The organism is Paenibacillus oceani (assembly GCF_014705615.1).
Taxonomy (GTDB): Bacteria; Bacillota; Bacilli; order Paenibacillales; family NBRC-103111; genus Paenibacillus_AB; species Paenibacillus_AB oceani.
In genome coordinates, this window is sequence record NZ_JACXJA010000006.1 from 330,852 (window position 1) to 357,276 (window position 26,425).

General features: G+C 54.9%; 23 protein-coding genes and 16 tRNA genes. 5 read left to right on the plus strand and 34 right to left on the minus strand.

Annotated elements, in window-relative coordinates; all coding sequences use genetic code 11:
• Nucleotides 1-249 precede the first annotated feature (249 nt).
• Nucleotides 250-633 carry a hypothetical protein gene (locus IDH45_RS06765; protein ID WP_190925907.1) on the plus strand — a complete coding sequence of 128 codons (384 nt, stop codon included), beginning with the start codon at nt 250-252 and terminating at the stop codon, nt 631-633.
• A gap of 147 nt (nt 634-780) precedes the next feature.
• Here IDH45_RS06765 and IDH45_RS06770 read toward each other — a convergent pair whose 3' ends face one another.
• The 14 genes from IDH45_RS06770 to IDH45_RS06835 all read right to left on the minus strand — a co-directional run bounded on the left by IDH45_RS06770 (nt 781) and on the right by IDH45_RS06835 (nt 14,281).
• Nucleotides 781-1,221, minus strand: coding sequence for a GNAT family N-acetyltransferase (locus tag IDH45_RS06770; protein ID WP_190925909.1), 441 nt, complete (start codon nt 1,219-1,221; stop codon nt 781-783).
• A gap of 275 nt (nt 1,222-1,496) precedes the next feature.
• Nucleotides 1,497-3,452: an ATP-dependent DNA helicase gene (locus IDH45_RS06775; RefSeq protein ID WP_190925911.1), complete on the minus strand. Its 1,956-nt coding sequence runs from the start codon at nt 3,450-3,452 to the stop codon at nt 1,497-1,499.
• A gap of 891 nt (nt 3,453-4,343) precedes the next feature.
• On the minus strand, nt 4,344-5,174 hold the full coding sequence (locus IDH45_RS06780; RefSeq protein ID WP_190925913.1) for a sugar phosphate isomerase/epimerase family protein: 831 nt from the start codon (nt 5,172-5,174) through the stop codon (nt 4,344-4,346).
• Nucleotides 5,175-5,190: 16 nt separating this feature from the next.
• The gene (locus IDH45_RS06785) at nt 5,191-6,324 is read right to left on the minus strand and encodes an aminotransferase class V-fold PLP-dependent enzyme (RefSeq protein ID WP_190925915.1); all 1,134 of its coding nucleotides are present in this window, start codon (nt 6,322-6,324) and stop codon (nt 5,191-5,193) included.
• Between the two features lie 36 nt (nt 6,325-6,360).
• Entirely contained in the window at nt 6,361-7,098 is a 738-nt protein-coding gene (locus IDH45_RS06790) for an MBL fold metallo-hydrolase (protein WP_190925917.1), read from the minus strand.
• 88 nt (nt 7,099-7,186) lie between these two features.
• On the minus strand, nt 7,187-8,371 hold the full coding sequence (locus IDH45_RS06795) for a M20 family metallopeptidase (protein ID WP_190925919.1): 1,185 nt from the start codon (nt 8,369-8,371) through the stop codon (nt 7,187-7,189).
• A 384-nt stretch (nt 8,372-8,755) separates the two neighbouring features.
• Nucleotides 8,756-9,466: a GntR family transcriptional regulator gene (locus IDH45_RS06800; RefSeq protein ID WP_190925921.1), complete on the minus strand. Its 711-nt coding sequence runs from the start codon at nt 9,464-9,466 to the stop codon at nt 8,756-8,758.
• A 170-nt stretch (nt 9,467-9,636) separates the two neighbouring features.
• Entirely contained in the window at nt 9,637-10,278 is a 642-nt protein-coding gene (locus tag IDH45_RS06805) for a response regulator (RefSeq protein WP_190925923.1), read from the minus strand.
• Nucleotides 10,247-11,308 (minus strand): sensor histidine kinase, encoded by a 1,062-nt coding sequence (locus tag IDH45_RS06810; RefSeq protein ID WP_190925984.1) that lies wholly within the window; start codon nt 11,306-11,308, stop codon nt 10,247-10,249. The genes IDH45_RS06805 and IDH45_RS06810 overlap by 32 nt, the downstream gene beginning before the upstream one ends.
• Before the next feature lie 38 nt (nt 11,309-11,346).
• Entirely contained in the window at nt 11,347-11,994 is a 648-nt protein-coding gene (liaF, locus tag IDH45_RS06815; RefSeq protein WP_190925925.1) for a cell wall-active antibiotics response protein LiaF, read from the minus strand.
• Nucleotides 11,995-12,122: 128 nt separating this feature from the next.
• Nucleotides 12,123-12,815, minus strand: coding sequence for a PspA/IM30 family protein (locus IDH45_RS06820; protein WP_190925927.1), 693 nt, complete (start codon nt 12,813-12,815; stop codon nt 12,123-12,125).
• A gap of 3 nt (nt 12,816-12,818) precedes the next feature.
• Nucleotides 12,819-13,256 carry a PspC domain-containing protein gene (locus IDH45_RS06825; protein WP_190925986.1) on the minus strand — a complete coding sequence of 146 codons (438 nt, stop codon included), beginning with the start codon at nt 13,254-13,256 and terminating at the stop codon, nt 12,819-12,821.
• Nucleotides 13,253-13,927: a PspA/IM30 family protein gene (locus IDH45_RS06830; RefSeq protein ID WP_190925929.1), complete on the minus strand. Its 675-nt coding sequence runs from the start codon at nt 13,925-13,927 to the stop codon at nt 13,253-13,255. Before IDH45_RS06830 ends, IDH45_RS06825 begins: the two co-directional genes overlap by 4 nt.
• 54 nt (nt 13,928-13,981) lie before the next feature.
• Nucleotides 13,982-14,281, minus strand: a complete 300-nt coding sequence (locus IDH45_RS06835; RefSeq protein ID WP_190925931.1) for a LiaF transmembrane domain-containing protein — start codon at nt 14,279-14,281, stop codon at nt 13,982-13,984.
• A 346-nt stretch (nt 14,282-14,627) separates the two neighbouring features.
• On the opposite strand from IDH45_RS06835, the gene IDH45_RS06840 reads away from it, so the two are divergent.
• Nucleotides 14,628-15,077: a hypothetical protein gene (locus tag IDH45_RS06840; RefSeq protein ID WP_190925933.1), complete on the plus strand. Its 450-nt coding sequence runs from the start codon at nt 14,628-14,630 to the stop codon at nt 15,075-15,077.
• 12 nt (nt 15,078-15,089) lie between these two features.
• Here IDH45_RS06840 and IDH45_RS06845 read toward each other — a convergent pair whose 3' ends face one another.
• Entirely contained in the window at nt 15,090-16,271 is a 1,182-nt protein-coding gene (locus tag IDH45_RS06845) for a GNAT family N-acetyltransferase (RefSeq protein ID WP_190925935.1), read from the minus strand.
• 235 nt (nt 16,272-16,506) lie between these two features.
• On the opposite strand from IDH45_RS06845, the gene IDH45_RS06850 reads away from it, so the two are divergent.
• Nucleotides 16,507-16,599, plus strand: a complete 93-nt coding sequence (locus IDH45_RS06850; protein WP_190925937.1) for a sporulation protein YjcZ — start codon at nt 16,507-16,509, stop codon at nt 16,597-16,599.
• 108 nt (nt 16,600-16,707) lie between these two features.
• The gene (locus tag IDH45_RS06855; protein WP_190925939.1) at nt 16,708-19,974 is read left to right on the plus strand and encodes an ATP-binding protein; all 3,267 of its coding nucleotides are present in this window, start codon (nt 16,708-16,710) and stop codon (nt 19,972-19,974) included.
• Between the two features lie 627 nt (nt 19,975-20,601).
• Here IDH45_RS06855 and IDH45_RS06860 read toward each other — a convergent pair.
• The 3 genes from IDH45_RS06860 to IDH45_RS06870 form a co-directional block, all read right to left on the minus strand.
• Nucleotides 20,602-21,621, minus strand: a complete 1,020-nt coding sequence (locus tag IDH45_RS06860) for an HD-GYP domain-containing protein (protein WP_190925941.1) — start codon at nt 21,619-21,621, stop codon at nt 20,602-20,604.
• Between the two features lie 281 nt (nt 21,622-21,902).
• Complete coding sequence (locus tag IDH45_RS06865) at nt 21,903-22,271, minus strand: ArsR/SmtB family transcription factor (protein WP_190925943.1); 369 nt, start codon at nt 22,269-22,271, stop codon at nt 21,903-21,905.
• Nucleotides 22,272-22,428: 157 nt separating this feature from the next.
• Complete coding sequence (locus IDH45_RS06870; protein WP_190925945.1) at nt 22,429-23,541, minus strand: Gfo/Idh/MocA family protein; 1,113 nt, start codon at nt 23,539-23,541, stop codon at nt 22,429-22,431.
• 180 nt (nt 23,542-23,721) lie between these two features.
• Between IDH45_RS06870 and IDH45_RS06875 the strand changes: the two genes are divergently transcribed.
• On the plus strand, nt 23,722-24,600 hold the full coding sequence (locus tag IDH45_RS06875) for an AraC family transcriptional regulator (protein WP_190925947.1): 879 nt from the start codon (nt 23,722-23,724) through the stop codon (nt 24,598-24,600).
• Nucleotides 24,601-24,892: 292 nt separating this feature from the next.
• Here IDH45_RS06875 and IDH45_RS06880 read toward each other — a convergent pair.
• The 16 genes from IDH45_RS06880 to IDH45_RS06955 all read right to left on the minus strand — a co-directional run bounded on the left by IDH45_RS06880 (nt 24,893) and on the right by IDH45_RS06955 (nt 26,412).
• Nucleotides 24,893-24,971 (minus strand) — tRNA-Leu (locus tag IDH45_RS06880).
• A gap of 9 nt (nt 24,972-24,980) precedes the next feature.
• Nucleotides 24,981-25,054 (minus strand) — tRNA-Arg (locus IDH45_RS06885).
• A 10-nt stretch (nt 25,055-25,064) separates the two neighbouring features.
• A tRNA-Cys gene (locus IDH45_RS06890) sits at nt 25,065-25,138 on the minus strand.
• A 10-nt stretch (nt 25,139-25,148) separates the two neighbouring features.
• Nucleotides 25,149-25,223 (minus strand) — tRNA-Gly (locus IDH45_RS06895).
• Nucleotides 25,224-25,253: 30 nt separating this feature from the next.
• A tRNA-Gln gene (locus tag IDH45_RS06900) sits at nt 25,254-25,325 on the minus strand.
• Between the two features lie 18 nt (nt 25,326-25,343).
• Nucleotides 25,344-25,419, minus strand: a tRNA-His gene (locus IDH45_RS06905).
• 20 nt (nt 25,420-25,439) lie between these two features.
• Nucleotides 25,440-25,513: transfer RNA gene (locus IDH45_RS06910), tRNA-Trp, on the minus strand.
• A gap of 29 nt (nt 25,514-25,542) precedes the next feature.
• Nucleotides 25,543-25,628, minus strand: a tRNA-Tyr gene (locus tag IDH45_RS06915).
• Nucleotides 25,629-25,633: 5 nt separating this feature from the next.
• A tRNA-Thr gene (locus tag IDH45_RS06920) sits at nt 25,634-25,709 on the minus strand.
• 11 nt (nt 25,710-25,720) lie between these two features.
• Nucleotides 25,721-25,796: transfer RNA gene (locus IDH45_RS06925), tRNA-Phe, on the minus strand.
• Between the two features lie 21 nt (nt 25,797-25,817).
• Nucleotides 25,818-25,894, minus strand: a tRNA-Asp gene (locus IDH45_RS06930).
• 17 nt (nt 25,895-25,911) lie between these two features.
• Nucleotides 25,912-25,985, minus strand: a tRNA-Met gene (locus IDH45_RS06935).
• A 16-nt stretch (nt 25,986-26,001) separates the two neighbouring features.
• Nucleotides 26,002-26,077 (minus strand) — tRNA-Val (locus IDH45_RS06940).
• An 81-nt stretch (nt 26,078-26,158) separates the two neighbouring features.
• A tRNA-Glu gene (locus IDH45_RS06945) sits at nt 26,159-26,233 on the minus strand.
• 12 nt (nt 26,234-26,245) lie between these two features.
• Nucleotides 26,246-26,333 (minus strand) — tRNA-Ser (locus IDH45_RS06950).
• A gap of 3 nt (nt 26,334-26,336) precedes the next feature.
• Nucleotides 26,337-26,412, minus strand: a tRNA-Asn gene (locus IDH45_RS06955).
• Nucleotides 26,413-26,425: the final 13 nt, after the last annotated feature.

Sequence of the window (26,425 nt, forward strand, 5' to 3'; positions counted from 1 at the left end):
AAACCGGACCGTTATGTATAGTAGTTTAGCATATCGGCACAGCACAATCCACGTCTTGAAAGCAAACCGTCCGCCGCCCCCAAGCGCTCTCCCGGACTGCTTCGCCCAGGCGCATGGACGGCCTTTCGAAAAGCCCGTTCCTCGGGAGCCCCAAAAATAGGCTGTCGTACGATGGGCGTCTGTCCATACACGAATGCAGCCGGTGAATAGCCTAATAACGAGAATAAAACCCAAGGAGGCAGATGTACGATGAATCGAATTTATCCGGTAGACGAAGCGACTTGCACTCATTTTGTCGGCATGCCGGTCTGCGCGGTGCTCCAGGACGGTTCCCGGCACTACGGCGTGATCAGCCGAATCTCGGGGGGCAAGCTGATTCTGAACGAATCGCCTGAAGCGTCCACAGAGGGGGCCAAGATCAGGAGCGCCAAAGGCAAAGGCGGCTCTTCCGGCAAAGCGAGAGCAAGCAGTACGGTCAAAAACAGCCGTTCAGAGTCAGGCGGCGACAAAGCCCGCCTTTCCGCATTTCCTTTTGCCGGACCTTATCCGGGGGCTTTCCCGTTCGCTCCTTTCGGCAACCGGATTGCGCTCGATCTAGCTGCCATCGCGCTGTTGTTTCTCCTGTTTATCTAGTACAAGGTCATTGTTCATTAAGAGTTTTGGCGCGATCGGCCTCCCGGATTGATAGCGCAGGATTCAACCCGGCCTTGTTGCCAGCGGACCGCTCAGCGGCCTCAGCCCCCGTTCCATCGGAGCGGGGGCTGTTCTATGAAGGCGAGCCTACCATGTTTTGACCATCTTATAGCATTGAATAGCCGGAAAATATCCCGCTTCGGCGTATCCGTGACGCGCATAAAAAAGTCTGGCGTTCGCATTTGCGTCGTTCACATACAAGCTGAGCTGCCGGTAACCTTTGCGCCGGGCATGCCGCTCCGACTCGGCAAGCAGCGCCTTGCCCCAGCCTTGGCCCCGTCTCGCCGGAGCGACGGCGAGCATATCGAGATACAACTCCCTGCCGGCCGTCCTTACCGAAGCGAATCCAGCCGCTCCGCTCCTTCTCGGCACGGCGACATACGTTACGTTGCCGGCCAGCCGACGGCGAATCTCCGCAGCGCTCCAGCGTAAACCCGGAAACGACAGCAGTGTATACGGAAACAGCTCTTGCTTGACCAGTTGCAATATAGTCCGGTCGTCCCGACGCGGATTGCGAGTCCGGATCATCCCTGATCATCCCTTTGCCCTGCTGGCTAGCCTATCCGGTCCTCAACTCACCGTGCAAGCTTCTAGGACAGTGTATGAACCCGGGAAGCCGATGGTGCTCCGTCATCCGGCTATCGTTTCCACTTATTCGTCATCAACCAGGTGAACCCTATGGTAGCCGCCAAAAACAAGGCGAGCACAATTACCTGTGTACCGCTCATGTCCGTTCCCCCAAGTTTCATCCGGCGGTGATGTCCGCCTTGCTACCGTTATTGTACCGGGATCGGGAAGGAACGTCAAAAGAGCTTCGCTTCCTTGATCCGTACGCCTTTAGGGAGCACCGCCTCGACCCGCGCCCTGACCTCCTGCCGCTCATACAGCTCTCCGCTTAATATGGAGACGATACCGGAATCGTCGCGTGAGCGGATCAGCCGGCCGATGCCTTGCCTCAGTCGAAGAAGCATGTAAGGCATATCCACTTCTTCGAAAGGCACAGCCGATTCTTTGCGTTTTGCCATAAACACCGGATCTTCGGGAGGATAAGGCAGCGACCAGATGATCACGCTCGACAAAGACGGACCGGGCACATCCAGTCCCTCCCATAAGCTGACTGCCGCGAGGACGCTTTGTTCGTCGTTTTGGAACGAAGAGATGAGATGACTGATCTCCCCGTCTCCTTCGAACCCGATCCGCATATTCCGGATGGCCGGATACGCCGGAACCGCCTGCTTGAACCGGAGCAGCTCGTCCTTGGTAGGGAACAGCAGCAGCGTTCTTCCCCCCGTACGCTCCAGAAGTCCCGCGGCCGCTTCCATCTTTCGCTCAAAAGTATCTTCGCCCGGGCCAATGGGAGCGAGCAGCTCCATACGGTTCTTGTAATCGTAAGGAGAGTCCGCCTGGAAAGATAAGCAGTTCCCGATTCCGAGACTGTCGGCCAAAAAGCGGAAAGAACCGTCGACGGATAGCGTAGCCGAAGAAAACACAATCGGCATGCCTGAGGAGAAGACTCGTTCCTGCAGCACTTCCTTGACCGTTCTCGGCATGACGACCAGCGTCGGTCCGTCCTGACCGTCGGTCACCCAGCATAGCAGCTTGCTCTCCTGCTCGAACAGGCGCAGGGCGATCTGCATCGTCTCCAGATGCTCCTCCACGATGCGCAGCTGGTATTCGTTCAACGTATACAATCCGCTCTCGAATACGAGCTCCTCCTCGATGGCCGACAACGCCTGGCGAAGCCGGTTCACTTCCGTCACGAGCTGCTCGTCCAGAATAACCGGCTTCCGGTCCGAACCGGGGATCGTCTGGCTGCGGTTCTCCAGCCCCGCAAACATCGTTTCGCTACGGACGATGGCCTCCTCGATCGCCAGGGCCAGCTCCTCCCGGACCTGTCCTTCCAGCAGCCGGGTTATGATCGCTTCGAACACCGAATGCTTCAACCGGTAGGTTAACGCTTTTTGGGCGGCTGCCTCAAGCAGATGGCCTTCGTCGAACACGACCGCGCAATGATCCGTCAGCAGCGGAAGCTGGCCTTCCCGCTTCCGTCCCTCGTACGTCCATACGTGCTCCATATAAAAGTCGTGCGAGCAGATGATCAGCTCCTCCGACTGTCTGTAATAGTTCCGCGACAGCGTCTGGCCGCACCGGTGCCGCTTATCGCATACGAAGCAGTCCTGGAACGGGTCCCAGTTCATTTTGCTCCACTGTTCGTCGCTTAGCTGCGGATAGTTTTTCCGGTCCCCGTAAGCGTGGAAGTTCTGCATCGGCTCATGGCTGCGGACAAAGCCGGGCAATCCTTCATACAATTCCTCGTACATGTCCGCCTCCGGGTCCCGGAATCGGGCATCGTCCAGCTTGACGAGACATGCATACTGGTCCGGCGACTTCCCCAGTCTGGCGTCGATAGCCAGATTCAGATGACGGGTAAGCTTGGCGATATCCCCTTCGGGCTTGACGAGCTGCTCGATCAGGGATTCGTCGGCGCAGGCGATCACGACCGGTTTTCTCTTATAACGGGCGTAACAGATCGAGTACAGCAAATATACGAGCGTCTTGCCCGTCCCCACTCCCGCTTCCGCAAACATCGTCTGTTTCTCGGAAAAAGCGCGTTCCAGCTGGAACGCCATATAGATTTGTTCGTCGCGCACCTCGAAGCCGGACTCCGGCAATATGTCATAAAATACATCAGCCATCCAATCGCTAACCTGTGCGATGAAAGGCCGGGAATGATCGTACTCGAAAGGGTATTGCTTCACGCTTTGTTGACCTCCAGCCGGACTAATATAGAGGATGTCCTCCGATTTACCTATTACAGTCTACACGACAATTTCGGAAAGAACCATTTTATTTTTTAGGAAGTGTGCAAAGGAAGGCGCGAAAAAAAGAACCGTCCATCAACCCTGACGGTTCTTTGACGTGCAAACCCATACGCCAGTGCGTGGAAGGGAATGGGCACCTTCCTTCCTTCCTTCCTTCGCTCCAGCGGCTCGCCCTCAGTCGTGTTGTTTTTTTGCGGCGGTATGAATAACGAACCTAGCATTCGTTATTAGAGCCGAATTCGGACGTTTGAATTTGTAACGAACTCTTGTGTCGTTATTCCCGCAGATCAGATCGTTTTTTTCCACTTTCGGTCCGATAACGATGCCCGGATTCGTTACGTCTGGAATAACGTTGTTTTTCAGCGATAAGCACAAGACGATTCGTTAGTCATCGGACCTGAGTATACGTTCTCTTACGCCAAGGAAGGATACCTCTTGAAGAACACAAACGTTCTGTTCTCTAAGGATAAACGCCTATCGGCGTCTTGAGGCTGGCATTTACCGAGATTTAGAGCCGCTCCCACGATACACTTTCGGATAGATAGAAAAAGAAACTGCCCCGTTTGCCGATGGCTGTTTTCTGTTTTCTGTTTTCTGTTTTCTGTTTTCTGTTTTCTGTTTTCTGTTTTCTGTTTCCCGTTTCCTCTGTAACCGCTCTTACGAGGATTACGTGCAAACGCACCCGCATCGTCCATTCCTTTTCTCCAATGAAAATGCCGTCCCTCTCCGACCAGCGGAAAAAAACGGCGATACGAAGCGTATGATTTCATGCGCGCGGGAACATCCCTGGAACTTTTCAGCCCTGACTGGGCCGATCAACTCCGACTATTACGCGCGTCCACCGGCGGCCAGCTGCTGCAGGAAACCGATCGTCTCGACGATATCCCGATTTTTCTCGTCTTCGCCAACCCCGCCTTCCCGCTCGATGATCCATTCTCCCCGGAAGCCGTACTGCTGCAGCCCTTCGTACATCTTCGGGAAATCAACCTTGCCTTTGCCAACCGCAACCTGCGCTCCAAGGTCGTCGCCATTGACCGGATAAAAGCCGTCTTTCACATGAATGTTGCGGACGTACGGACCGAACACATCGAGCGCGTCGACCGGGTTTCCTTTCCCGTACAGGATCAGATTGGCCGGATCGAGATTAATGCCGAGGTTTCCCGTCCCGATCCGCTCGATCGTGCGAAGCAGCACCACCGGCGTCTCCTGCCCCGTCTCGAACCAGAATCCGATCCCTTTGTCCGCACAGTATTCGGCCACCTCGCGGATTGCCTCGACAACCGGAGCGTAGGACGGGTCGGTCCCGTTCTCCGGGATAAAGCCGCAGTGCGTAATAATCGCCGGCGCGCCGATCCATACGGCAAAATCCGCCCATCGCTTCAGCGCCTCCACACGGGCAGCCCGGTGCTCCTCGGGCACCAGTCCCAGCGTAACCGGACCTTCCCTGAAGTTCCAGACCATCCTGCCGGGAAATCCCGCCCACATGGCGCACACGCGTACTCCCGACTCCTCCGATTCGCGTACGATCCGCTCCGCGACGGACGGCACCACAAGGGACGGGTCCCAGCTCACGAGTTGGCAAGTGCGCAAGCCGAACTGCCGGACGGATTCAAAGCTGTTTCCGTCCTTGCTCAGACTCGTAATGATCCCGATATCCATATTCTTCCTCCTCCGGCTATGACGCCTGCCCGCTGGCAAGCGCGCTTAACTGCCCAAGCAGCTTCGCGATGTCTGCCGAGCTGTTGTACAGATGAATCGATGCCCGGAGACGGCCGTCTCCGCCCCACAAGTAGGTTCCCTGCTTGCTCAGCGACTCTGCGAACGCCTCGCCTTCCGGGCATACGAACGATATATTGCCCGCACGCTGCTCGGGTTCCCCGGGCGTCATCGTTTCGTAGCCGAGCCTTTTCAGCTCGCGTATAAGCGTCCCGCCGAGCTCGAGGAGATGCTGCTCGATCCGTTCAATCCCTAACGACAGAAGCAGGTCGGTCGTAAACTTCATCGCGTACAAAGTCGGATAGCTGGGATAGCCGCCCTCGAACCTGCGGGCATCGGGGAAAAAACGGAACGATTCGAACCGGGTGTCGCTGAACATATCCTCCACGCTCCGCCAGCCTACGTAGGCCGGTTCGAACCGGGACGTCCGCTCTGGATTCACCGCGAGTATTCCGGCTCCGTGTCCGGCCAGCAGCCACTTGTAAGAGCTGGCCACGATGAAATCGGCATCGTTGATATTAACCGGGATCGCACCGAGCGACTGCGTCGCGTCGACGAGCAGCAAAGCGTTCGTCTTTTTCAGCTCGTTGTACACTTGACGATAATCGATTCGGGCTCCTGACAAATAACTGACGTGGCTCGTCACGACCATACGGGTTTTCTCATCCACCGGAGACAGTAAATCCTCGGCAGTTACGGTCCACTCGCGGCTCGGGACGACCCGGACCTCTACTCCATTCGCCTTTAGCCTAAGCCACGGCAAAATACCGGAGGGAAACTCCAGATCATGAACAACGACGTTTTCGCCCGCCTTCAGCCCGCACGAAGAGGCGATCATGGAGATGGCCTCGGACGTATTGGATAGAAGTGCGATCTGCTCCGCGCTGCCTCCGAGCATCTGGGCGAGATTGCGCTTGCAGGCGTGCTCGATGTCGCTGTTCCGCTGCCGTCCTTCCGGACCTTCCGCCCGGTTCGTATAATACGTCTTCACCGCCTCCACCATCCCCCGGTGGGGAGGGGACTCCGCGCCGCCGTAAAACCAGGTGCGGCTGTCCAAGCCGATAAATTCGGATGGTTTGATCAAAGATTCCATAATCGTTGCTCCACCTTTCGTCTTCGGATCGTTTTGTTACAAATTCGGTGGAATATCCAGTCTCCGAAAGCAATCATGCGCCTTCTCGATATGGCGGTACGCTTCCTTCAGGACGGGAGCGCCGTGACCCGCATACAACGTATCGATGCCGAGCCCGTGCAGCTTCGCCGTCGTCGCCGCATATTCTTGAATCGAGCAGTCCCAGGTGGACTGAATGACAACTTTACCGCCAGCAAAAATGACGTCTCCGGCAAAAATCGCTTTGCTCCCGCCTTCGTCCCATATGTAGCTGACATGACCGCGGGAATGGCCCGGCGTATCCAGGACGGTGAGCTCGATCTCTCCGACCTGAATACGGTCCCCTTCGGTCACCGCGCGCACTACCGGGCAAGCGGGAAACCGGTAAAACTGCGGATAGATGCCGACCTCCATCGCGGCCAGCAGACTGTTCTTCTCCATGTCGCCGCTCTCCAGCCAAGGTGCCGCTTCCGCTGCGGCGATCACCTCAACGCCGTATCGGTTATAAAAGTGCCGGGCACCGGCCGCATGATCGCCGTGAGCATGCGTAAGCAGCAGCTTCTTGATCCGCTCGGGGGCGATGCCCGCCGCTGCGATGTTCGCTTCGATCCGCTCCGGCTCGACGCCGCCTCCGGCGTCGATCAGCGCGCACTCGGAGCCTCCGTCCAGGAGATAGACGTTGCAGTCGATCAGATGAGTCATTTGCAGGCCGTGACGCCCGCTTCCGACCATATGGACATGGGGGGTGATTTTCATGGGAACCTCCTGAGAACCTTTGCTTAAGCAAAGGTTGACTTCGTAAGCATATGCTGAGCTTTTGCGAAATCAAAAGCTGGTTTCATATTCAACCTTTAACCGCTCCCAAACGCCCGAACGTCCGGGCGAGCTGCAAATAAAATTCCGCGGCTTGCTCCACGTCCGATACCGGTACCCACTCGTGATTCGTATGCGCCTCGGCGATCGAACCGGGACCGTACACAATCGAGGGAATTCCCCGCAGCTCCTGGAGCTTGCTGGCATCGCAGCCGTACGTAACGCCCTGCAGCCGGTCGCTCAGGCCAACGCCTGAAGCCGCCTCCCGGGCCGCCTGGACGATCGGCGCTTCCTGAGGGGTATCGAGCGCCCAATCAAGCAGCAGCCGCTCTACGGTCAGCTTGACTCCTTCAGAGGCCAATTCGCGCTCCAGACGCTCGATCAGCTCATGCTCGACGATCTCCGGCCGTTCCCCCGGAATGAGACGCCGGTCGATTTCAATGACACAGCGGTCCGGTACGATATTGATTTGCGTTCCGCCCCGGATCGTGCCGACCACAATCGTCGGGCTGCCGCACAGCGGATGAACCCGTGCGGCCAGCTCCGGTTCCAGCCGTTCATGGATGAAGCGGATGACCCGCATCATCTGGATAATGGCGCTGTCTCCCTCTGCGGGCATCGAGCTGTGAGCCGCTTTCCCGTGCGTAGTCAGCGCAACGCGCACACAGCCTTTGTTCGCTACCGTTATGCCGAGCTCCGTCGGTTCCCCGACGACGGCTCCGGCAACCGGTATATCCAGCTCCAGGAAGGCAAGAAGCCCCCGGTAAGCATGTTCCTCATCCACCGATGCGCACAGGACCAGATCGCCTCCGGCCAGCCCGGGCTGCGCAGCGCAGCGTTCCATGGCGTACAGCATCCCCGCCAAAGATCCTTTCGTATCGCACGCTCCCCGGCCATACAGCCGCCCGTCCCGGTACACCGGCTCCAGCGCATTCTCCATCGCTCCAAGCGTTACGGTGTCCATGTGAGCCTCGAACAGCAGCGTTTGGTCCGGCTTGCCTACTCGCAGCTCAATGATCAGATTATCCCGACCGGGAAATACGGTCTGCCTCGTCACCTTCAGCCCGGCCGCGGCGCACCGGCGCTCGATGTAGTCCGCCATATCGCCCTCGCCGCGTCCTCCCGGGTCAAAATGGGGATTGACGCTTTGAATCCGGATCATATCTTCAAGAATGCGTAAGGCCGGGTGTCTCTCGTTCAAATCTTCAACCGCCATAATGGTCTCCCTTCGCCGTCAGCAAAGAACAGATTCCCGTGATCCCGTCCGTGCAGCATGCTTCGATCGGTTGGCGATTTCGGACGGCAGTTACTCAAACGGAAAATCTCCTCTTGTGAAATATTATATATAATATATACTATATCGTCAATTCCTGTTTTTTACTGTTTATTTCCATTTCAAGCTGCGCCTTGACCATCCTGGCATGGCCAGAATCCTGCTTAGACGCATGAACCTTCCTTCGATGAAGCGGCAGCCCGTAGTAAAGTGAAATACTTTAAACGTTAAAAAAAGCGCCCGGTCTGTCGCATCAGGACAGGGCGCTTTCGGTTTGGACAAATATCCATCGTGCTGAACAAGTAAATTTCATCGCGGCGGATGCCATTACAGCCACAGCTTCTGGTCAAATTCGGGCTGCGGTCCTTTCTGCTCGGATAATTGGACGAAATCGCGGTACGACCGGAAAATATGCTTGCGCATCGTCAGCTCCGCCTGATCCGGGTCCCGCTTCTTCAGCGCCTCGATCAGCTCCAGATGCTGGTCCACTTCCTTCTGCTTCGTCGACTTCGTGCCGAGCAGCCGGTTGACGAGCGAGATCTGGAAGGAGATCGACTGGTACATCGAGATGACCCGCGAATGGCCCGACATGTCGATAATCGTTTTGTGGATATGCGTCGAGTCGTGCAGCAGGAAAGGCACGCTGTCGTCATTCAGTTTTTGTTTCATCTGCTCGTAAAACGATTCCAGCTCGGCGATCTGCTCGTCGGTCGCATGCTGGGTCGCCAGCCGGATCGCCAGCCCTTCAAGCATCGAACGGACCGAGTAAATTTCGAAGACATCCTTCATATCCAGCGTGCGGACCATCGGCCCTTTGTTCGGAACGATCGTAATGATCCCTTCTCCGTGCAGGTGCCGGATCGCTTCCCGGACCGGCGTCTGGCTGACTCCCAGCTCACGGGCCAGCTTCGTCTCCACGATCCGGTCGCCCGGGTTCAGCTCGCCGGTAATGATCTGCTGCTTAATATATTTGACTAACTCTTCGCTGATGTTTTGCTTTTGAATAATTAGAGGCTGTGTTTGCACCGGTTGATCCATACGTAACTCCGTCCTTCGTTATCCGTCTTTTAGTTCGCCTATCATTCATTATATATACAATAGTATATAATATACATTTTTATGTCAACTTTTGCTACAGGCGAATAGCCCTCACCAGAGATGAGAGCTTCTTTCTTCCTCCGCAATCGTACAGCGTAACTAGCCAGACGTCACTCCGCCAGTCCGTGCTTAAAGGCGTAAATCGCCGCTTGTGTCCGGTCGTCGACGCCCAACTTGGCCAATATGTTCGTTACGTGGAACTTCACCGTCTTAATTCCGATAAACAGCTCGTCTGCCACTTCCTGATTGGACTTGCCCGACGCGATCAGCCGCAGCACTTCCATCTCGCGGTCCGTCAGCTCATGGTGAGGCTCGGAAGCCGGCTTCGGCTGGCGGAACCGGTTCATCATCTTGGCCGCCACCTGCTGCTCCAGCACGGACTGGCCCTTCACCGCCGCCCGGATCGCCTGGGCGATCTCCGAAGCCCGGGACGTCTTCAGCAAATAGCTGAACGCGCCTGCCTCGATAACCGGGTACATCTTCTCGTCGTCCAGGAAGCTGGTCAGCACGATGACTTTGATATGGGGCATCTGCTCCAGCAGCTTCCGTGTCGTCTCAATGCCGTCCATGCCGTCCATGACCAGATCCATCAGCACGACATCCGGATCGTACTCCTGGGCGAGCCGGATTCCTTCCAGACCGTTGCTCGCTTCGCCGACCACCTCGATTCCGTCTTCGGTTCCGAGCACCGCGGCGAGGCCGATGCGCACCATCTCGTGATCATCCACCAATAGGACTTTGATTATCTCCATCGGACGTTTCTCCTCCTTCTTCGGTCAAGATCGGTACGCGAATTTCGATCCGGGTTCCTTTGCCCGGAGCGGTAACGAACTGGATCGACCCGCCAATCTCGTTGACCCGTTCCTTCATCGATTGAATTCCGTAAGAAGCGTGCTTCGTCTCATCCAGCTCGAACCCGACCCCGTTATCGCGAATCGACAGCCTGACGCTGTCCAGCGGGCGATGAAGCTTCAGCTCCATCTGATTCGCCTTCGAATGCCGGAGCGTGTTGGAGAGCGCCTCTTGCACGATCCGGAACAGATGATCCTCGATCCCTTTCGGTAGCCGTATCCCGTCGTCCATATCCCAGGCGATATCGATCGGCACCTTCGCTTGAAGCTCCTGCAGCAGATCCATCAGCCCTTGGGACAGACGCTTGCCTTCCAGATGCACCGGCCGCAGATGGAGCAGCAGCGCCCTCATCTCCGACTGGGCGACGGACGACATCTCTTCGATCAGCGCGATTTGCCGCTTCGCCCGCTCAAAATCTTTGTCAAGCGTCCGGCCGACGGCCGTCGCCGTCATCGAAATCGCGAATAGCTGCTGGCTTACCGCATCGTGCAGCTCCCGCGCGAGCCGCTGTCGTTCCTCCACCACCGCCGACAACCGGGCTTTCTCAGCCAATTCGGCATTGTTCGTCGACAACCGCTGGAGGGACGACACCTGCTCCTCCCACCTCGTACTGATCCGGCCGAGCTGTTCCCCGATCCGGCCGATTTCGTCCTGGCCGAGATCCGGGACCAGTTTGCTGAGGTTTCCCTTTTCCAGATGAAGCATCGCGTCCTGAAGCATCTCCAGACGGCGCTTCGTCCGGCTGCTGGACCAATACCCGTAGGCCCCGCCCAGAACGGCAACAATACCGATCAGAAGCAGGCTGATCGTAATGCCCTCTTTCCAATCGGTGAACGGCCTTATATAACCGTAATAATTCAGAACGTATACGACCGTTCCGAACAAAAAAAGGCTGAGAAGGATCGACTCGCCCATGCTGCGCCATATCATATTGGTTAATTTCTTGTTCAAGTGCGATCCTCCCCCGGTTACACCATTTTGATATCTATATCCCCTACGATATAAGAAACGAGAAGTTTCACTTTTTGATCGGAAGTGTCGTAATTCGGCGATTGCCAGATCACTTTGTTGACCAGTCCCGTCTCCCTCTCGGGGCCGACGTTGATCTGTCCGACGAGCACGGAGGCGTTGACGCTGACTCCCACAAACTCCGGCACGATAATATCGACGTCCCCGAACACCCCTTGGAGAATGACCGTCGTTTCCTTCTGATCCAGCATGACGAGCGACATATCCATGTAAATCTCGCCGACGACGTTCCACATGCTCGTATCCTTCAGCTCCCACGGCTCTTTGTCCCGCTTGAAGCTTTCCAGAAATGTTTGTCTCTGGACGTAGGAGTCGTCCCGGTGCGTCTGCTTCGATTTCATGTAAAACAGTCCGAGCGAGATCAGCACGACCGACAGGATAAAGGTGAAGTGTCCGGTAAACATCAGGATGACGCCGACCGCGAGCAACACGTATCCGGTCTTGTCCGGAGAGGATCTTATTTTATAAATGCCAAGGGCGATGAACAACAGGGCGGCAATGGTAAAAAAACTGACGTAATGCTCGACCAAGATGAACAGCCCGGCTGCGATGAGCACGATTGCCGTGTTGCGATTGCGATTTCCCATTGCCGCACCTCCTTTGCGTATCGTCTAGTGCCCCAGCGGTACAAGGGAAAAGCCATAGCGCGATAGTCGTTTCGCCTATGGCTTTGCTCCTTGAATAGAATAGCATAATTCGTTTGCCGCTTCAAAAGTTATTCTGCGGCAGGTGTGCCTACGGACAGCTTTTCCTTCAGGCGGGCCATCTGCTCATCGATTTTCAGCTGTTTCGCAGCGTCGATCGTTTGCACCGATTGGAGCGCGGATGCCGGCACATAAGGCGTACGGGCGATCTCGGCTTCAACTTCAAGCTGGATGATTTTCTCTTCCATCCGATGGAAGCCGCGGGCTGCGCTGCCGGAATCGATCGAATTCGTTACCGTAGCTTGCGACATTTGCTTTTTCGCTTTGGCAAGCTCCGCACGGCTGGCCAGCTCGTTGCGCTTATTACGCATTTTGTAGTACTCGTCCTTCATCTGGTGCAGCTGAGCCATCAACTCGTCGGCTTGACCTTTGGACTGGGTATGCATTTCGGTATACTCGACGACTTTTTGATCGTAATACAGCTTTTCTTCCAACGCTTGACGGGCTTGAGCCTCGTGACCGTTCTTCAGAGCATCGGCCGCTCTCGCTTCGCGATCGGCGCTCAGTCTTGCCGATTCGTTCAAACGCTCCCGCAGCTTGCGTTCGTTGGCGATTTGACGGGCAACCGTCACTTCCGCCTGAGCGATCTCCTCCTCCATGTCGCGAATATACTGGTTGAGCATCACGACCGGGTCCTCCACCTTATCCAGCAGCTCATTCATCGATGCCTTCGTCATATCCTTAATCCGTTTGAAAACTCCCATTGTTTACACGTCTCCCTTCTCGTATTTAGCCAGTTTAGCTTTCAATTCTTGAATTTCGTTCCACATCGCTTTGCTTTCGATGTCTTTCATCATGTGATCCAGATTCGGGCTCGATTCCGGTGCAGGCGCTGCATTCGGTCTAGGTGCTGCCGTATAAGCCGGCGCCTGCTGGAATCCGTAACCGCCCTGAGGAGCGGAGTAAGCTTGAGAACCTGCGCCGTATGGGTTCCAGGAGCCCATATGCGGCGTCTCGAACGCCGGCTCCTTCGGAATGACCAGTGCCGCGATAATATAAATCGGGATCAGCACCCCGCCGGTGAAAAAGGTCGTTACTACGATGACCAGACGAAGCAGCGTCGCATCCACGTTCATCATCTCGGCCATGCCGCCGCATATGCCGAACAACTTCTTATCCCGTTGGGAACGGTACAGCTTCTTCATTTTAACCAACCTTCCTTCTCCAGCTTGTTTTTCAGCTGGGACAGCTCACGCTCCAGCGCCTGCTGCATCTGGCTTCCTGTGTGGGCCACCTCCCGGCCAAGCTGCCGGACGTCGCGCAAGGACTTGGTTTCCAGCTCCAGATCGGAGATGCGTTCCTCCAGCCGGTGAAAGGTGCGGCCGCTGATTCCCGGGTATCCGCCGCGCAGCGATTCGTTCATATGCCGCTGCAGCCGGATCGACTCGAGACGCGCCATGTAATATTGTCGCTTGCTTAATACTTCGTCGAAATCCCGCTTGAGCTGATCCAGTTGCTCTTCCAGCTCTACGATGGACAGCTTGCTTTGCTCGTACAGTTCTTTGAACTGCTCGTACTTCTCTTCCTGCAAAATCTTTTCTTGCAGCGCCATTTTGGCTACATGATCTTCGCCGGCTTTCAAGGCGATCATCGCTTGCTGCTCACGCTTGTCCCTGAGCTGCTCCGCCGACATCGCCTGCTGGCGAAGCGAACCCGCATGGGCCATCAGTTGGCGGTGAACTTTCTCGGACTGCATGATTTGTTCTTTCTGTGCGGTCAAATATTGATCGATCAGCTTGACCGGATCCTCCGCCTGCTCCAACCGCTCATTCAGCGTGGCGACGGTGATGTCTCTCATCCGCCTCATCAGGCTCATTGCTCCATCCTCCTTTATCTCCTCGAATCTATGTGTAAGGTAGCGGCATCGTGATTAGTAGGTTCTTTGGTTTCGTTTCAGAAGCGTTATACCGAAGTAGATCAGCCCTACCGCAAATAGGATCGCGAACAGCCAGGAAAATTTGCCGACCAGGGCGAACAGGCCGATGATAAAGATGACCCATCCGAAAAACTTGCTGCCGTTGCGGATTCCGTAGTACCCGAGCCCCAGAAGCGCGATCGGGAACAAATAACCCATTAGGAAGCCCAGTCCGAAGCCGATCTTAGCCAGCAGTATCAGGGCGCCGCAGGCGATCAGCAGAACCGCTAAGCCGCCGTTGCCTTTCAGTTTCATTCATGTTCACCGCCTTTCGTTTGTTTCTCTCTCGCTTATGTCTTTATTTTAGGCGAATCGCAGTCTAGTCAAAACGGACCCGCGACGGTTTTTGACACTGGACCTTGGTCGGGCGCCGGGGACCGTCTCAAGGTACCGTCGTTTACGCCTCGCGATTGGGCCGTCTGGCCGCGCCAATACGCGAAAACCCGGGAACGGCGCGCGTTTCCCGGGTTTGGCGGACTTGCATAGATCAGTTAATGTTGGGTGAAAGTATAGGGGAACCAGCTAGGATGGAGAACGTGAAAACGATGGGAAGGATGGGGTCTGGCTGAACAGGCTGCTGCTAGGCGCTCTCGCGTTATGGTTGTGTACACACGCGCATGCCGCTTCCCCGATAGCGGCTGCGAAACCGCTGATCGCTGCGGAACGAGACCGCCCCGAAGCCGGCGGCGGCTCCCGGGCAGAGTTGTTCGATGTATCGCGCGGCGAGGTTGCTCTCAGCGTACCCGCAACTACAGATCTTTGCTGTGCGGCGGAATCATGGATTGCGGATGTCCGCGGATTGTCGACGAGCCTGCATCTGCTTCCCAAGCGGGGTTATATCATAAGAATCCGTTGTTGTCCTCCGCTAGAAACGAACATCTCCTTCTTCGACGGCCCGATCCCGGAGCTGTATCTGATGTGGGACCCGTCCTCCAAGTCCACAGTCTCGAAACTCCTGCTGCTTGAACCGGACGGCCGTCCGAAAGTATTCCTACTCGGCGCCGATATCGGCCCATTTATGGAGAGATGGATTCGGAATGCCCGGCGCTAGAAGAGGGACGAATTAATAATAATCCGGCAAATACGTCGCCCCTGTCGGCACGACCCGCTCCCAGCGAAGCGCTTCTTCGGCGCTTCCGCCCAATCGCCCCGTCCTCGCCATAAAGGCCGGACGCTTATAACCCATCAGCATCGCCGTCATCGTCCCGATTCCGCACTCGGCATACGGAGCGGAGCCGGCGTCTCCGCCGGTTTCCTTCTCTGCAGTCGCCCGGCCCGACCCGTCGATCTTTACGATAAAGGTTGCGTCGTTCCATGGGGCGTCTGCATCGTTCAGCCGGATACGCAGCTCTTGCCCGCTCCCCGTAGCTTCGAACGGATACTGCTCTATGAACGATTGGAAATCAACGATCCGGGCCATGAAATACGGAACCGTCTCCTGAACGATTCTCGGATCGGCCAGCAGAAACGGCAGCTCGTCGTCCGCAGGCGCCTTCAGCTTCACTTTTTCACACATCGAATCGTGATTGGCGATAAAACGCCACATCCCTTTCCGCGCATCGTCATTCACATACACCAATTCCCCGATGTCCATCATGCGGTTTTTGACTGTATACAGCATATATCCGGTCGGCTCGCCGCTTTCGTCGAAATAAACGGCCGCCTGCCCGCCCTTCTGCTTGAATACGGTATGCTTCCACCAGCCTTCATCACGCACAAGCATGCCGTTATAGCTGCGGGCGTACCGGTCGTATACCCGGTTCAGCAGTTCCCAGTTCCGGTCCGACCGCTCGACGCGGCCTTTGTAGAAATCTTCGCGCGGCAGCTGAGCGGATGTCAGCTCATATTTTTTGTAGTCGGTGTACAGCTCCCAGCCGTATTTGCGGTAAAACGATACGGAAAACGGACTTAGGCAGGATAACGTTTGACCGTCCTCCTTCATCGCCTCCAAGCCGCGCCTCAGCAGTTGCGAGACCATCCCTTTCCGTCTGTATTCCGGCCAGGTCGCGACGCTCGCCACCCCTCCCATCCGGAAAGGGCGGCCGTGCACGTAGACGTGCAAATCATGAATATAAATTTTCGCGGCCAGCTTGTCCTCTATAAAATATCCCCAAGTCCGGTCCGGATTCATCCGGGTTTTGCGGTGCTCCCGCTCCTCGTCGCTCACTTCGTATTGAAAAGCAAAACAGGAAAGCGTGATGCTTTCATCCAGCTCATCGCGGTTCAACGTGCGGATACCATCCATATAAGGACACCCTTTCGAAGAAAGTCAATATGATGATCGTTGCTGCCCCTATTTTACCAGTCTGCGGGAAGTAAGAACAGCTATCCCGTGCAATCTGCGGGAGAATCGGCCGGTCCGGACAGCCGGATGCCCCGGTGTATCCGGCTAAAAAAACGGTTTGCGGCCGGGCGTCTATCCAGACCAAGCGGACTTGAGCGGAATACCGTAATAGCATCAGCTCGAAAGGAGGATGCGTATGGGTGCTGTCGGAGGATTGTTTACATCAACTGGCGTGATCCTGGTTCTCTACATCCTGCTCGTTATCGTTCTTCGCGCGGGATGGTGCTGAACGACACTTGAAGATGCATCCGGACCGGAGATTGAAGCTCTCCGGTCTCTCCCATTATGTGTTAAAATATAGTCATGTATCCAATATGACACTTTATCGGGGAATTCGATGAACAAAAGGCTGAAACCGTTACTTGCGGCACTCGCGCTGCTCCTGCTCACTCTTATCATCTATACTCCTTCATCCAGCTCGCGCACGTTTCCGAAGCAGCCGGTAGCCGAGCAAGGCATACTGAACGCCTCATTATGGAACTTCAGTCAGTACGGCACGTTTCGCCTGGACGGCGAATGGGAAGTATATTGGAACCAATTTCTTGAACCGGAACATTTTCAATCACCTCAGCTTCGGGAGCCCGAATATTATCCGGTCCCCAAATCATGGGATGCCCGGAGCGGAGCCGACTTTGCCACGTTCCGGCTTATCGTTCAGCTGCCGCAGGACAGCGGGATCACTGCGCTGCGTATACCGCCCATCGCTTCCGCCTACAAGCTGTGGATTAACGGACAAGCTGTCGCGGAGAGCGGCATCGCAAGCACCAGCAGCTCCGGCACCGTACCGGAAGAATCGGTGCGAACCGTATACTTCCAGTCTTCCGGCGCAAATGCGGAAATCTTATTTCAGATCTCTAACTTCGTCCAGCGCAAAGGCGGAATATGGGCATCCATCGAGATCGGCAACGATCGGCAAATCGCCGGCTTAACGAATCTGCGCAACAGCTTCGACGCCTTTATATTCGGCTGTCTGCTGCTCGCCGGCATTTACCATATCAGCTTGTACTGGTTCCGTAGAAAAAATAAGCTTGCCTTGTATTTCGGCCTGTACTGCTTCCTTACAAGCTTGCGGCTGCTGGTCGTCGGGGAAGTGCTGCTCGCCCTCCTGGCCCCCGATTTTCCTTGGGAGCTGTCGCGCAAGATCGAATACATTGGCATGGTCGCATGCGTCCCGGTATTCCTCCGCTTTTTGTATCATTCTTACCCGGCGGAAGTATCGGAGCGCTGGATCCGGCTGATGGATCTATTCGCGGTCACGGCCGCAGTGACGATTGCGGTGTTCCCGGCAATCATCTATACGTGCATTCTGTTTCTGTTCCAGGCTTACGTGCTGAGCTCGGTGCTGTATATGATGTACGTGCTTTTGCAAGCGATCAGGCTAAACAGGAAAGGAGCGATTCCGTTCAGTACGGCGGGGGCGGTATACGCGCTCACCGTTATGAACGATCTGCTGTATTACAACGGCCTGCTCCATACCGGCAGCCTGTCCGCATACGGTTTGTTCATCTTTGTCATCGTCCAGACGTACATGCTGTCGAGCGCATTCTCGGAAGCGTTCGCCAAGGTGGAGGAATTGAGTCGCAAGCTGTTGTCCGCCGACCGGCTGAAGGATGAATTTCTGACCCATACGTCCCAGGAGCTACGCGTCCCGCTCGGTACGATCGTCGGGCTGGCCGAATCGATGCTGGAGCATTCGGCAGCGGGCATGAGCCCGGTGCAGCGCTCCAACCTGTCGGTTATCGCGGGCAGCGGCAGGCGGCTGACGGCAATGGTCAACGACCTGCTGGACTTTTATCAGCTCCGCGACCGGGAGACGATTCCGATCCGCAAAAAGCCGGTCGATCTGCAGCAGATGACCCAGGTGGTACTGTCTGCCAGCAAACCGCTGCTAATCGGTCAGAACGTCGTTCTGCGTAACGATATAGGACCCGATATCCCTTATGTGGTCGCCGACGAAGCCCATCTTCAGCAGATGCTCGTCCATCTGATCTCGTTCTCGGTGAAGCAGTCGCAATCCGGAGTCATTGCCGTGTCCGCCCGCGAAGCCGGGGAATGGGTCGAGATCTGCGTATCGAATGCGGGGGTTATGTTATCCCGCGAGGAGCTGTTGGATCTGCGCGAAGCGATCCGGTCCGAGCGGCTGCATGCCGGAGGCTCGGAGATCAGTCTGGCGACGACGCGCCAGCTCGTCCAGATGCACGGAGGCGATCTCCAGGTAGAGTCCGAGAATAACGCCGGCATGACTTTTACATTCACCTTGCCGTCCAGCCGGGCGTACACGATGCCGATCGAGGAGATCGACCAGAATTTGCAGGCGATCGGACATTTGCTCGAGCAGATGGTCCAAGCGGGCGAGTCCAAGTCACGGGCGCCTCATATCCTGATCGTTGACGACGAGCCGGTTAACCTGCAAGTGCTGTACAATCAGCTGTCGCTCGAGCCTTATGCGATCAGCACGGCGACCTCCGGCTTGCAGGCGATCCGGACGATCAGCGAGACCAGCTCGGTGGATCTGATCATCTTGGATGCGTTTATGCCGAAAATGTCCGGGTTTGAAGTGTGCAGAACGATCCGCCGGCATTACTCGATGATGGATCTGCCTATTATGATGCTGTACTCCGAGAAAAAGCCGGAATTCGTCTACGAAGGATTCGACGCCGGAATTAACGATTATATGATGAAGCCGATCGATAAAAAAGAGCTGCTTACCCGGGTGAAGACGTTGCTTACGCTCAAGCAGGCGATTCGGGAAGCCAACCAGCATACGGACGAGCTCGAGAAGCTGAACAAGCAATTAACCGAGCTGAACAACAACCTGGAAGAGAAAATCGCCGAACGGACCTTGTCCCTGCAGCAGTCCAAGCAGCAGCTGGAGGAAATGAACGAGGATCTGGAGCGCATCGAACGGTCGCGCATCCGGCTCCTGACCAACATCTCGCACGATTTGCGCACACCGATTACTTCGATCCAAGGATATGTCGAGGCGATGCTCGACGGCGTCGTGACCGAACCGGAGCAGATGAGCAAATATTTGCGGCTCATTCATTCCAAATCGCTTACGCTCAACCGGCTGATACAGGACTTGTTCGAGCTGGCGCAGCTGGAATCGAGACAGGCGGCGTTTCGGATGCGTGAAGTGCCTGCGCAGGACTTGCTCCGGCAAATCAAAGAGAAATTCGAGCTTGATGTGAGCGCTCACGGTATCCGTTTCGAAGTTCAGGACACGCTCGACCGGCCGGTCGTCTTGAATGTGGACGCAGACCGGCTTGACCAGGTGTTTGCCAACCTGATTTTCAATGCGCTCAAATATACGCCGCGCGACGGTCTGATCCAGATCATCTTCGAGAAAAAAACCGGCCGCGCCTTCAAAGACGAGCTGATCGTCCAAGTGTGCGACAGCGGCACCGGCGTAGCGAAGGAAGATCTGCCCTATATTTTCGACCGGTTCTACAAAGGAACGCCGCGGAACAACGCCGGCAAAGGGAGCGGTCTGGGGCTTGCCATCGCGAAAGAAATCGTCGAATATCACGGGGGACGCATCTGGGCGGACAGCGATACCGGGCAGGGCTGCACGGTCAGCTTTACGCTGCCGATCTTTTATTGATGCGGGAACGGCCAGCTGATCCAAATTGCTTACAAGCTCCACCACCAAATAAGAGGTTTTGACACCCTCTATTTTCGGCATAAGGGGAAGAGCGAGACGAATAGAGGCGGTTTGTACCCCTTATTTCAGCCAACTGATGGGGAATGCACCCTTTTCGCGGATTTTAACAGCTTCAAACCGCTCTTATTTCTCCATCCAAGCGGGTTTTGGACAAAATAACGGGTACAAACCGCTCCTACTCGGCTTCTTCCTCGCTGCAAAGCAGAGCAGAAAGCCAAACGGTCACCCGCAATAAGCACTTGCGACGCTCGCTGCTGAACATGCTGACTCGTCCAAGGAGATGACCCTCCTTACCCTTTTTTAGTTCGGTAATGAACTTAAACATCCGACATATCGGAAAAAAGGACCTCATCCTCCACGTTACAGTGGAATGCGAGGTCCTTTTGTATGGAGATCAGGATGTTCCATGTCATGCGAACACGGAAGGAACAGCCCCTTTCTCTATAAGCTGTATGCGCACCGCTCTCCGCTTCGAGGAATGGTCCCTGCTCCGGCCGTTCCGCGGTTCCAGCCCAGTTGCTGCCCTTCCCTGTTCATCGGGTATACAATCCCGCCGCTTGCCCCTTCCTACCCTACGAGTGACTTAATATGGAGTTGCCGGTGCATTCGCAAGTCGATGTAATCGTGACCGGCAAGAACGGACGGATGAATGGGGTCGCCGGGGTGCACGTTCAGTATGCGCGCCTGCCGGCCGTCTGTAAGCACGACGTCGCTGCCCACAGACATATCCATCATCCGATGAACGAACAGATTGCATATGACCGGATCGAGCTTGCCGAAGCCGTCCGTTATCATCTGCTGCATCACTTCGTAAAACGGGGACGCTTCTTTATACGCCCGCTTCGAAGTCATCGCGTGAAAGACGTCCGCGACGGCTACGATTTTACTAAAGTAAGCGATTTCAATTCCATTGATGCCATACGGGTATCCTCTGCCATCCTCCCGCTCGTGATGCTGCAGGGCGGCGAGCGCTACATCCGGGTGAAGACCCGGCGTATTGCTAATAATGTCATGGCCGAATATCGTATGCATTTTCATTAACTCGTATTCCTTGTCAGTAAACCGCCCGGGCTTGTTCAACAGATCGTCATCGATATGGATTTTGCCTACATCGTGCAGCGTCGCCGCCGTAGTCAGCAGACCAAGCATCTCGTCTTCGAGCTGGAGCCACTTGCCCAGCATCGTAGAGATGACGCCCACACCGATATTATGTCTGTAGGTGTAGTCATCCTTCGCCTGGAGTCCCGACAGTACATTGTATAAGCTAGGGTACTCCGCAGCCTGGGAGATCGTCGGAAGAATGCTCCTTTGCACTTCCTCCATCGGAACTTTGCCGGTTCGGCGCATATAATGGAACACTTCGCGAATCTCTTGCGTCGCCTGATTAATAAGCGGCTCATTCGTCGCTAAGGGACGCTCCGGTTCGCTTATGAGCTCAAGCTCCAGCCGCTCCAGCCCGATATAATGGCGGCCTAGAAAGTCCATCTGCTCGTTCTCTAGAACGGTTCCAGCCGGGATCAGCACTATGCCGTTACTCAGAATCAGATCCTTCTTCAGCTTGCGGCCGACTACATCCTCAAGTCTCATTGCCGGATTCACCTACCATGGCCCTCTGGCCCTAACTTTGCGAGTTACGACCGCAGCGCACTACTGCCGAAGACTAACAACTTATCCATCATTATACCACTTTTCAATATTGTTGGACATTACTGGGAATCTAAAGTTTACTTCATGAATGGATCAATTCGAAGTAAAGAACTAAAACGGCTTCAAGAACAACTGCCTTTTGCGAGCCGGTTTCTTCTCCTGTATGTGATCCTGCCGAATTCTGTAACGATAAAGAAAAACTCCCGTATCGGATACGAGAGTCATTCGTGATGAATATGATGAAGCGTCTGCTCAAAGATTTGTTCGATATGAGCGTCATCCAGCGAATAATACACCGTCTTGCCTGCCTTGCGCCGCTTCACGATCCGCATGTTCCGCAAATACCGGAGCTGATGGGACACCGCGGATTGCCCCATGTCAAGCACGCTCGACAAGTCGTGCACGCATAACTCCCGCTGCATAAGCGCATAGATGAGCTTGACCCGGGTCGGATCGCCCAACGCTTTGAACAGATCGGCCAGCTTCAGTACGGAATCGTCGGGCAGCATCCGCTGCTTCACCGTTTCCCATTCTGCAGACTCCGAACCGCTGCAAGTTTCTTCGCACAAATCCGCCGATATTGAAGACATTGGAAGTTCACCGCCTTTGCGAGCCGTCTTGACTTGATACCATCCATTATACCAGAAACGGACGTCCGGCTGCTACCGTCGGGAATATTGTACATGTCTAGCTATTCGGCCGCTTATACGCTCCCGGGATGAACGAGGCTGTGATTAGCGCTGTGGCTTACCACACCAGCTCCTGGAACGTACCGGTCAGAGCCGATTCTCTCGCTTTCAAGCACAACAGCGCGCTCGTTAAACCTGAACCCAAATCGCTCACCGAGTTTTCCTTTCCTTGCATCAAATCAATAAAGTTCTGGGCCAATACAGCATCTCCGCCGAAATGGTCATTAGCGGCATCGAACCGGTGCGTTTGAACGGAAGGCTCATGATGCATGATAACTTTAATTTCCTTCGTATAAAAATCGAATTCGACCGTTCCCTTGTAACCCATGAACCGGGCTCCGCGGGCACCCGCTTCTCTGCGTACAAAGAAGTTCTGCGAATACGATACATGCATCCCCGTGTCGTAACGGATCAGAGCGCTTCCAGAATCCTCATTGCCGGTATCCTCGGCGAAGCAGCAATACTCCCAGCTGCTGTTTTTCTGGGTTCCGTGAACGAGACTATCCGGACATGTCTGATTCTCTTCGCAGTCGACACACTTTTGACCGGCCGGCTTCGTTCCTTTGAAAATTTGCTTGGAAACCATCGCCGCGACTTCTACCGGCTCTTTCCCAAGAATGTACGTAATGTAATCGAAATCATGAGTCGCTTTTTGAAGAAACAGCCCTTTCGTTTCCTCCTCATCCCGGTACCAGTGGTGGAAATAGACGCCGCCATACGGAACGTTATTCACCGCCTGAACGTGCTCGACCGTGCCGATCATGCCCGAATCAATGATCTCCTTTACTTTCTGCACGATCGTCGTTACGCGAAGCGGAAAGGACACGACAACTTTGCTTTTCCCCGCCTCATAACCGGCTTTCAGCCTGCGCGCATCTTCGAGCGTAGTCGCCACCGGCTTCTCCATAAACAACGGAATTCCGGTAGGCAGCACCTTCAGCGCCATTTCGGTATGCAGCGAACAACGCGTGCCGATCATAATTCCGTCCAGCTTCTCCGAAGCCATCATAGCCTCCGGCGTATCGTACAGTTGAATATGTCCTTCATCCGCCTTCAATGCGTCTTTGCGTATATCCGCTACCGCCTTGATGACGACGGACGGATCGGTTTTCTGGATACTGGCGATAACCGACTTGATCCGGTTGCCGTACCCGATAACTCCCACATTCATTATTGGCGACCTCCCCATTGTTTGTTCCTTTGTTCCCCCTTATTGTAAGAGCAAACTACGGGCAAATCTTTGTCTCGGAAGCCACAATTTTGGACAAATCGGGCGGAAGATTCCGGCTTTTCAACATACCGGATGTGCGATATGATGAACACAACGTTAGAAGATCGGAGCAGTACGACCATGGACTATGTACGGACGCGGCTGGAACCGGCGATTATAATCAACGAAATGATTACGATGTATTATTATGAGTTCGGCAAACACTTTATTTTCTACGGGGAATCGCACGATTTCTGGGAACTTCTTTATGTCGACAAAGGCGAGATCGAGGTGTGGGCGGACGAACGTTCGTATCTCATCAGCCAAGGGACTATTATTTTTCATAAGCCTAACGAGTTCCATCGGTTCTATGCCAAAAACGATAAAGCACCCAACGTCATCGTACTGACGTTCGACTGTTATTCGCCGGCTATGAAGCGGTTTGAGGAAGCGGTAATCCGGCTCGACGACGAAGAGCGGAATCTGCTTGCCAAGATCGTGCAGGAGGGAGCAGGAGCGTTTCACTTTCCATTTCAGTATCCGCTCTCCCGTCGTCCGGACGCAGCAGTAGGCGCCGAGCAGATGGTGAAGCTGTATCTGGAAATGTTCCTGATCCGTCTTCTCCGCAGAGACGACCGTTCGGCCTGGACACGGCCGCTGTCGTTCGCCGCCAAGGAGAAAGAAGAAGACCAACTGACCGCAAAAATCATCGAGCAGTTGAACGCATCGATTGGCTCCACCCTCACGCTGGAACAGCTCAGCGAAGCGCTGCGGGTATCGAAGACCCGGCTTAAGGACGTATTCAAGCATCACACCGGACAGACGATTATGGAGTATTTCACGCACCTCAAGCTCGAGCGGGCCAAACTATTGATTCGCGAAGCGATGTGCAATTTTACCGAGATCGCCTCCATGGTCGGCTTTAGCAGCGTGCATGTCTTTTCCAAAACGTTCAAGCGCTCCACCGGCATGACGCCTTCCGAATACGCCAAGTCGGTTCGCGGGAGGATCAAAACCTAGTGTGCTGTGGCCCATGTTCAGAACCACGATCGTAACAGCTCCGCTAGCGTACAGGGAACTAGGGGCTGTCTCCAAAATCATCTTGCGATTTGTGCGCCTCATCCAGAACCCGATTTGCCTCAAGAAAAAGGACCTCATCTTCCACGGTTACGTGGAGGCTGAAGTCCTTTCATTTGTAGCGGGGACCTTCCTCGTCATACGAGCACTTTGGGGACAACCCCGAACTAAATAAGCAGAGAAAACAAAAAAGGCCCTCAGGTAACAGTTACCTAAGAGCATTTCTTCATACCAATGCCGGTGAAGGGACTTGAACCCCCACGGTTTCCCTCACGATTTTGAGTCGCGCGCGTCTGCCATTCCGCCACACCGGCAAAAAAAAGCGTGCCCTAAGAGATTCGAACTCCTGACCTTTTGATTCGTAGTCAAACGCTCTATCCAGCTGAGCTAAGGGCACATGATGGTTGTGGAGGCGCCACCCAGATTCGAACTGGGGGTAGAGCTTTTGCAGAGCTTTGCCTTACCACTTGGCTATGGCGCCGTAATACATATGGAGCGGACGACGAGATTCGAACTCGCGACCCTCGCCTTGGCAAGGCGATGCTCTACCACTGAGCCACGTCCGCATAAATATGATCAAGCTTATAAAGGAAATACTGGGGATCCAGGATTCGAACCTGGGAATGACGGAGTCAAAGTCCGTTGCCTTACCGCTTGGCTAATCCCCAATAGGTTTTAGTAAAATATGGGGCGATCGATGGGACTTGAACCCACGAATGCCGGAGCCACAATCCGGTGCGTTAACCCCTTCGCCACGACCGCCATATTATAATATATTCTTCTGGCAGGGGCAGCAGGAATTGAACCCACACTAACGGTTTTGGAGACCGCTGTTCTACCTTTAAACTATGCCCCTATATGATACACCTGATCGGTATTATTAAATGGTGGAGGATGATGGATTCGAACCACCGAACTCGTCAGAGAACAGATTTACAGTCTGCTGCGTTTGGCCACTTCGCTAATCCTCCATGAGTGGTGCCGCCGAGAGGACTTGAACCCCCAACCTACTGATTACAAGTCAGTTGCTCTACCAATTGAGCTACAGCGGCATATGCATACATGGTGGCTCGGGACGGAATCGAACCGCCGACACGAGGATTTTCAGTCCTCTGCTCTACCGACTGAGCTACCGAGCCTCAAGTATGAGGTTGTTAAAATGGCGGAGCTGACGGGATTCGAACCCGCGGTCTCCTGCGTGACAGGCAGGCATGTTAGGCCACTACACCACAGCTCCATACTTGGTAAAGCTAATTGCGGGGGCAGGATTTGAACCTGCGGCCTTCGGGTTATGAGCCCGACGAGCTACCGGGCTGCTCCACCCCGCGTCGTTAAAAAGGTATATGGTGGACGCTGACGGGATCGAACCGCCGACCCTCTGCTTGTAAGGCAGATGCTCTCCCAGCTGAGCTAAGCGTCCATGTTGTTGAAGTGACAAGTTCTAATATAACAAGTTTGATACCAAAATGCAACTACTTTTTTTTTGCTCTTTGAAGATTTATGGTGACCCGTAGGGGATTCGAACCCCTGTTACCTCCGTGAAAGGGAGGTGTCTTAACCCCTTGACCAACGGGCCTTACAAGAAGAACGGAGAGAGAGGGATTTGAACCCTCGAGACGCTTTTGACGCCTACACGATTTCCAATCGTGCTCCTTCGGCCACTCGGACATCTCTCCATATGGCTCCCCGAACAGGACTCGAACCTGTGACAACTCGGTTAACAGCCGAGTGCTCTACCAACTGAGCTATCAGGGAATATGTGTGAATC

Coding starts and splice junctions, on each gene's coding strand:
- IDH45_RS06785 (WP_190925915.1), bottom strand. CDS start 6,324: ATGGAATCTTTGATCAAACCATCCGAATTTATCGGCTTGGACAGCCGC.
- IDH45_RS06780 (WP_190925913.1), bottom strand. CDS start 5,174: ATGGATATCGGGATCATTACGAGTCTGAGCAAGGACGGAAACAGCTTT.
- IDH45_RS06795 (WP_190925919.1), bottom strand. CDS start 8,371: ATGGCGGTTGAAGATTTGAACGAGAGACACCCGGCCTTACGCATTCTT.
- IDH45_RS06845 (WP_190925935.1), bottom strand. CDS start 16,271: ATGGATGGTATCCGCACGTTGAACCGCGATGAGCTGGATGAAAGCATC.
- IDH45_RS06800 (WP_190925921.1), bottom strand. CDS start 9,466: ATGGATCAACCGGTGCAAACACAGCCTCTAATTATTCAAAAGCAAAAC.
- IDH45_RS06825 (WP_190925986.1), bottom strand. CDS start 13,256: ATGAAGAAGCTGTACCGTTCCCAACGGGATAAGAAGTTGTTCGGCATA.
- IDH45_RS06855 (WP_190925939.1), top strand. CDS start 16,708: ATGAACAAAAGGCTGAAACCGTTACTTGCGGCACTCGCGCTGCTCCTG.
- IDH45_RS06810 (WP_190925984.1), bottom strand. CDS start 11,308: ATGATATGGCGCAGCATGGGCGAGTCGATCCTTCTCAGCCTTTTTTTG.
- IDH45_RS06875 (WP_190925947.1), top strand. CDS start 23,722: ATGGACTATGTACGGACGCGGCTGGAACCGGCGATTATAATCAACGAA.
- IDH45_RS06870 (WP_190925945.1), bottom strand. CDS start 23,541: ATGAATGTGGGAGTTATCGGGTACGGCAACCGGATCAAGTCGGTTATC.
- IDH45_RS06765 (WP_190925907.1), top strand. CDS start 250: ATGAATCGAATTTATCCGGTAGACGAAGCGACTTGCACTCATTTTGTC.
- IDH45_RS06865 (WP_190925943.1), bottom strand. CDS start 22,271: ATGTCTTCAATATCGGCGGATTTGTGCGAAGAAACTTGCAGCGGTTCG.
- IDH45_RS06790 (WP_190925917.1), bottom strand. CDS start 7,098: ATGAAAATCACCCCCCATGTCCATATGGTCGGAAGCGGGCGTCACGGC.
- IDH45_RS06835 (WP_190925931.1), bottom strand. CDS start 14,281: ATGAAACTGAAAGGCAACGGCGGCTTAGCGGTTCTGCTGATCGCCTGC.
- IDH45_RS06830 (WP_190925929.1), bottom strand. CDS start 13,927: ATGAGCCTGATGAGGCGGATGAGAGACATCACCGTCGCCACGCTGAAT.
- IDH45_RS06805 (WP_190925923.1), bottom strand. CDS start 10,278: ATGGAGATAATCAAAGTCCTATTGGTGGATGATCACGAGATGGTGCGC.
- IDH45_RS06770 (WP_190925909.1), bottom strand. CDS start 1,221: ATGATCCGGACTCGCAATCCGCGTCGGGACGACCGGACTATATTGCAA.
- liaF (WP_190925925.1), bottom strand. CDS start 11,994: ATGGGAAATCGCAATCGCAACACGGCAATCGTGCTCATCGCAGCCGGG.
- IDH45_RS06820 (WP_190925927.1), bottom strand. CDS start 12,815: ATGGGAGTTTTCAAACGGATTAAGGATATGACGAAGGCATCGATGAAT.
- IDH45_RS06850 (WP_190925937.1), top strand. CDS start 16,507: ATGGGTGCTGTCGGAGGATTGTTTACATCAACTGGCGTGATCCTGGTT.
- IDH45_RS06860 (WP_190925941.1), bottom strand. CDS start 21,621: ATGAGACTTGAGGATGTAGTCGGCCGCAAGCTGAAGAAGGATCTGATT.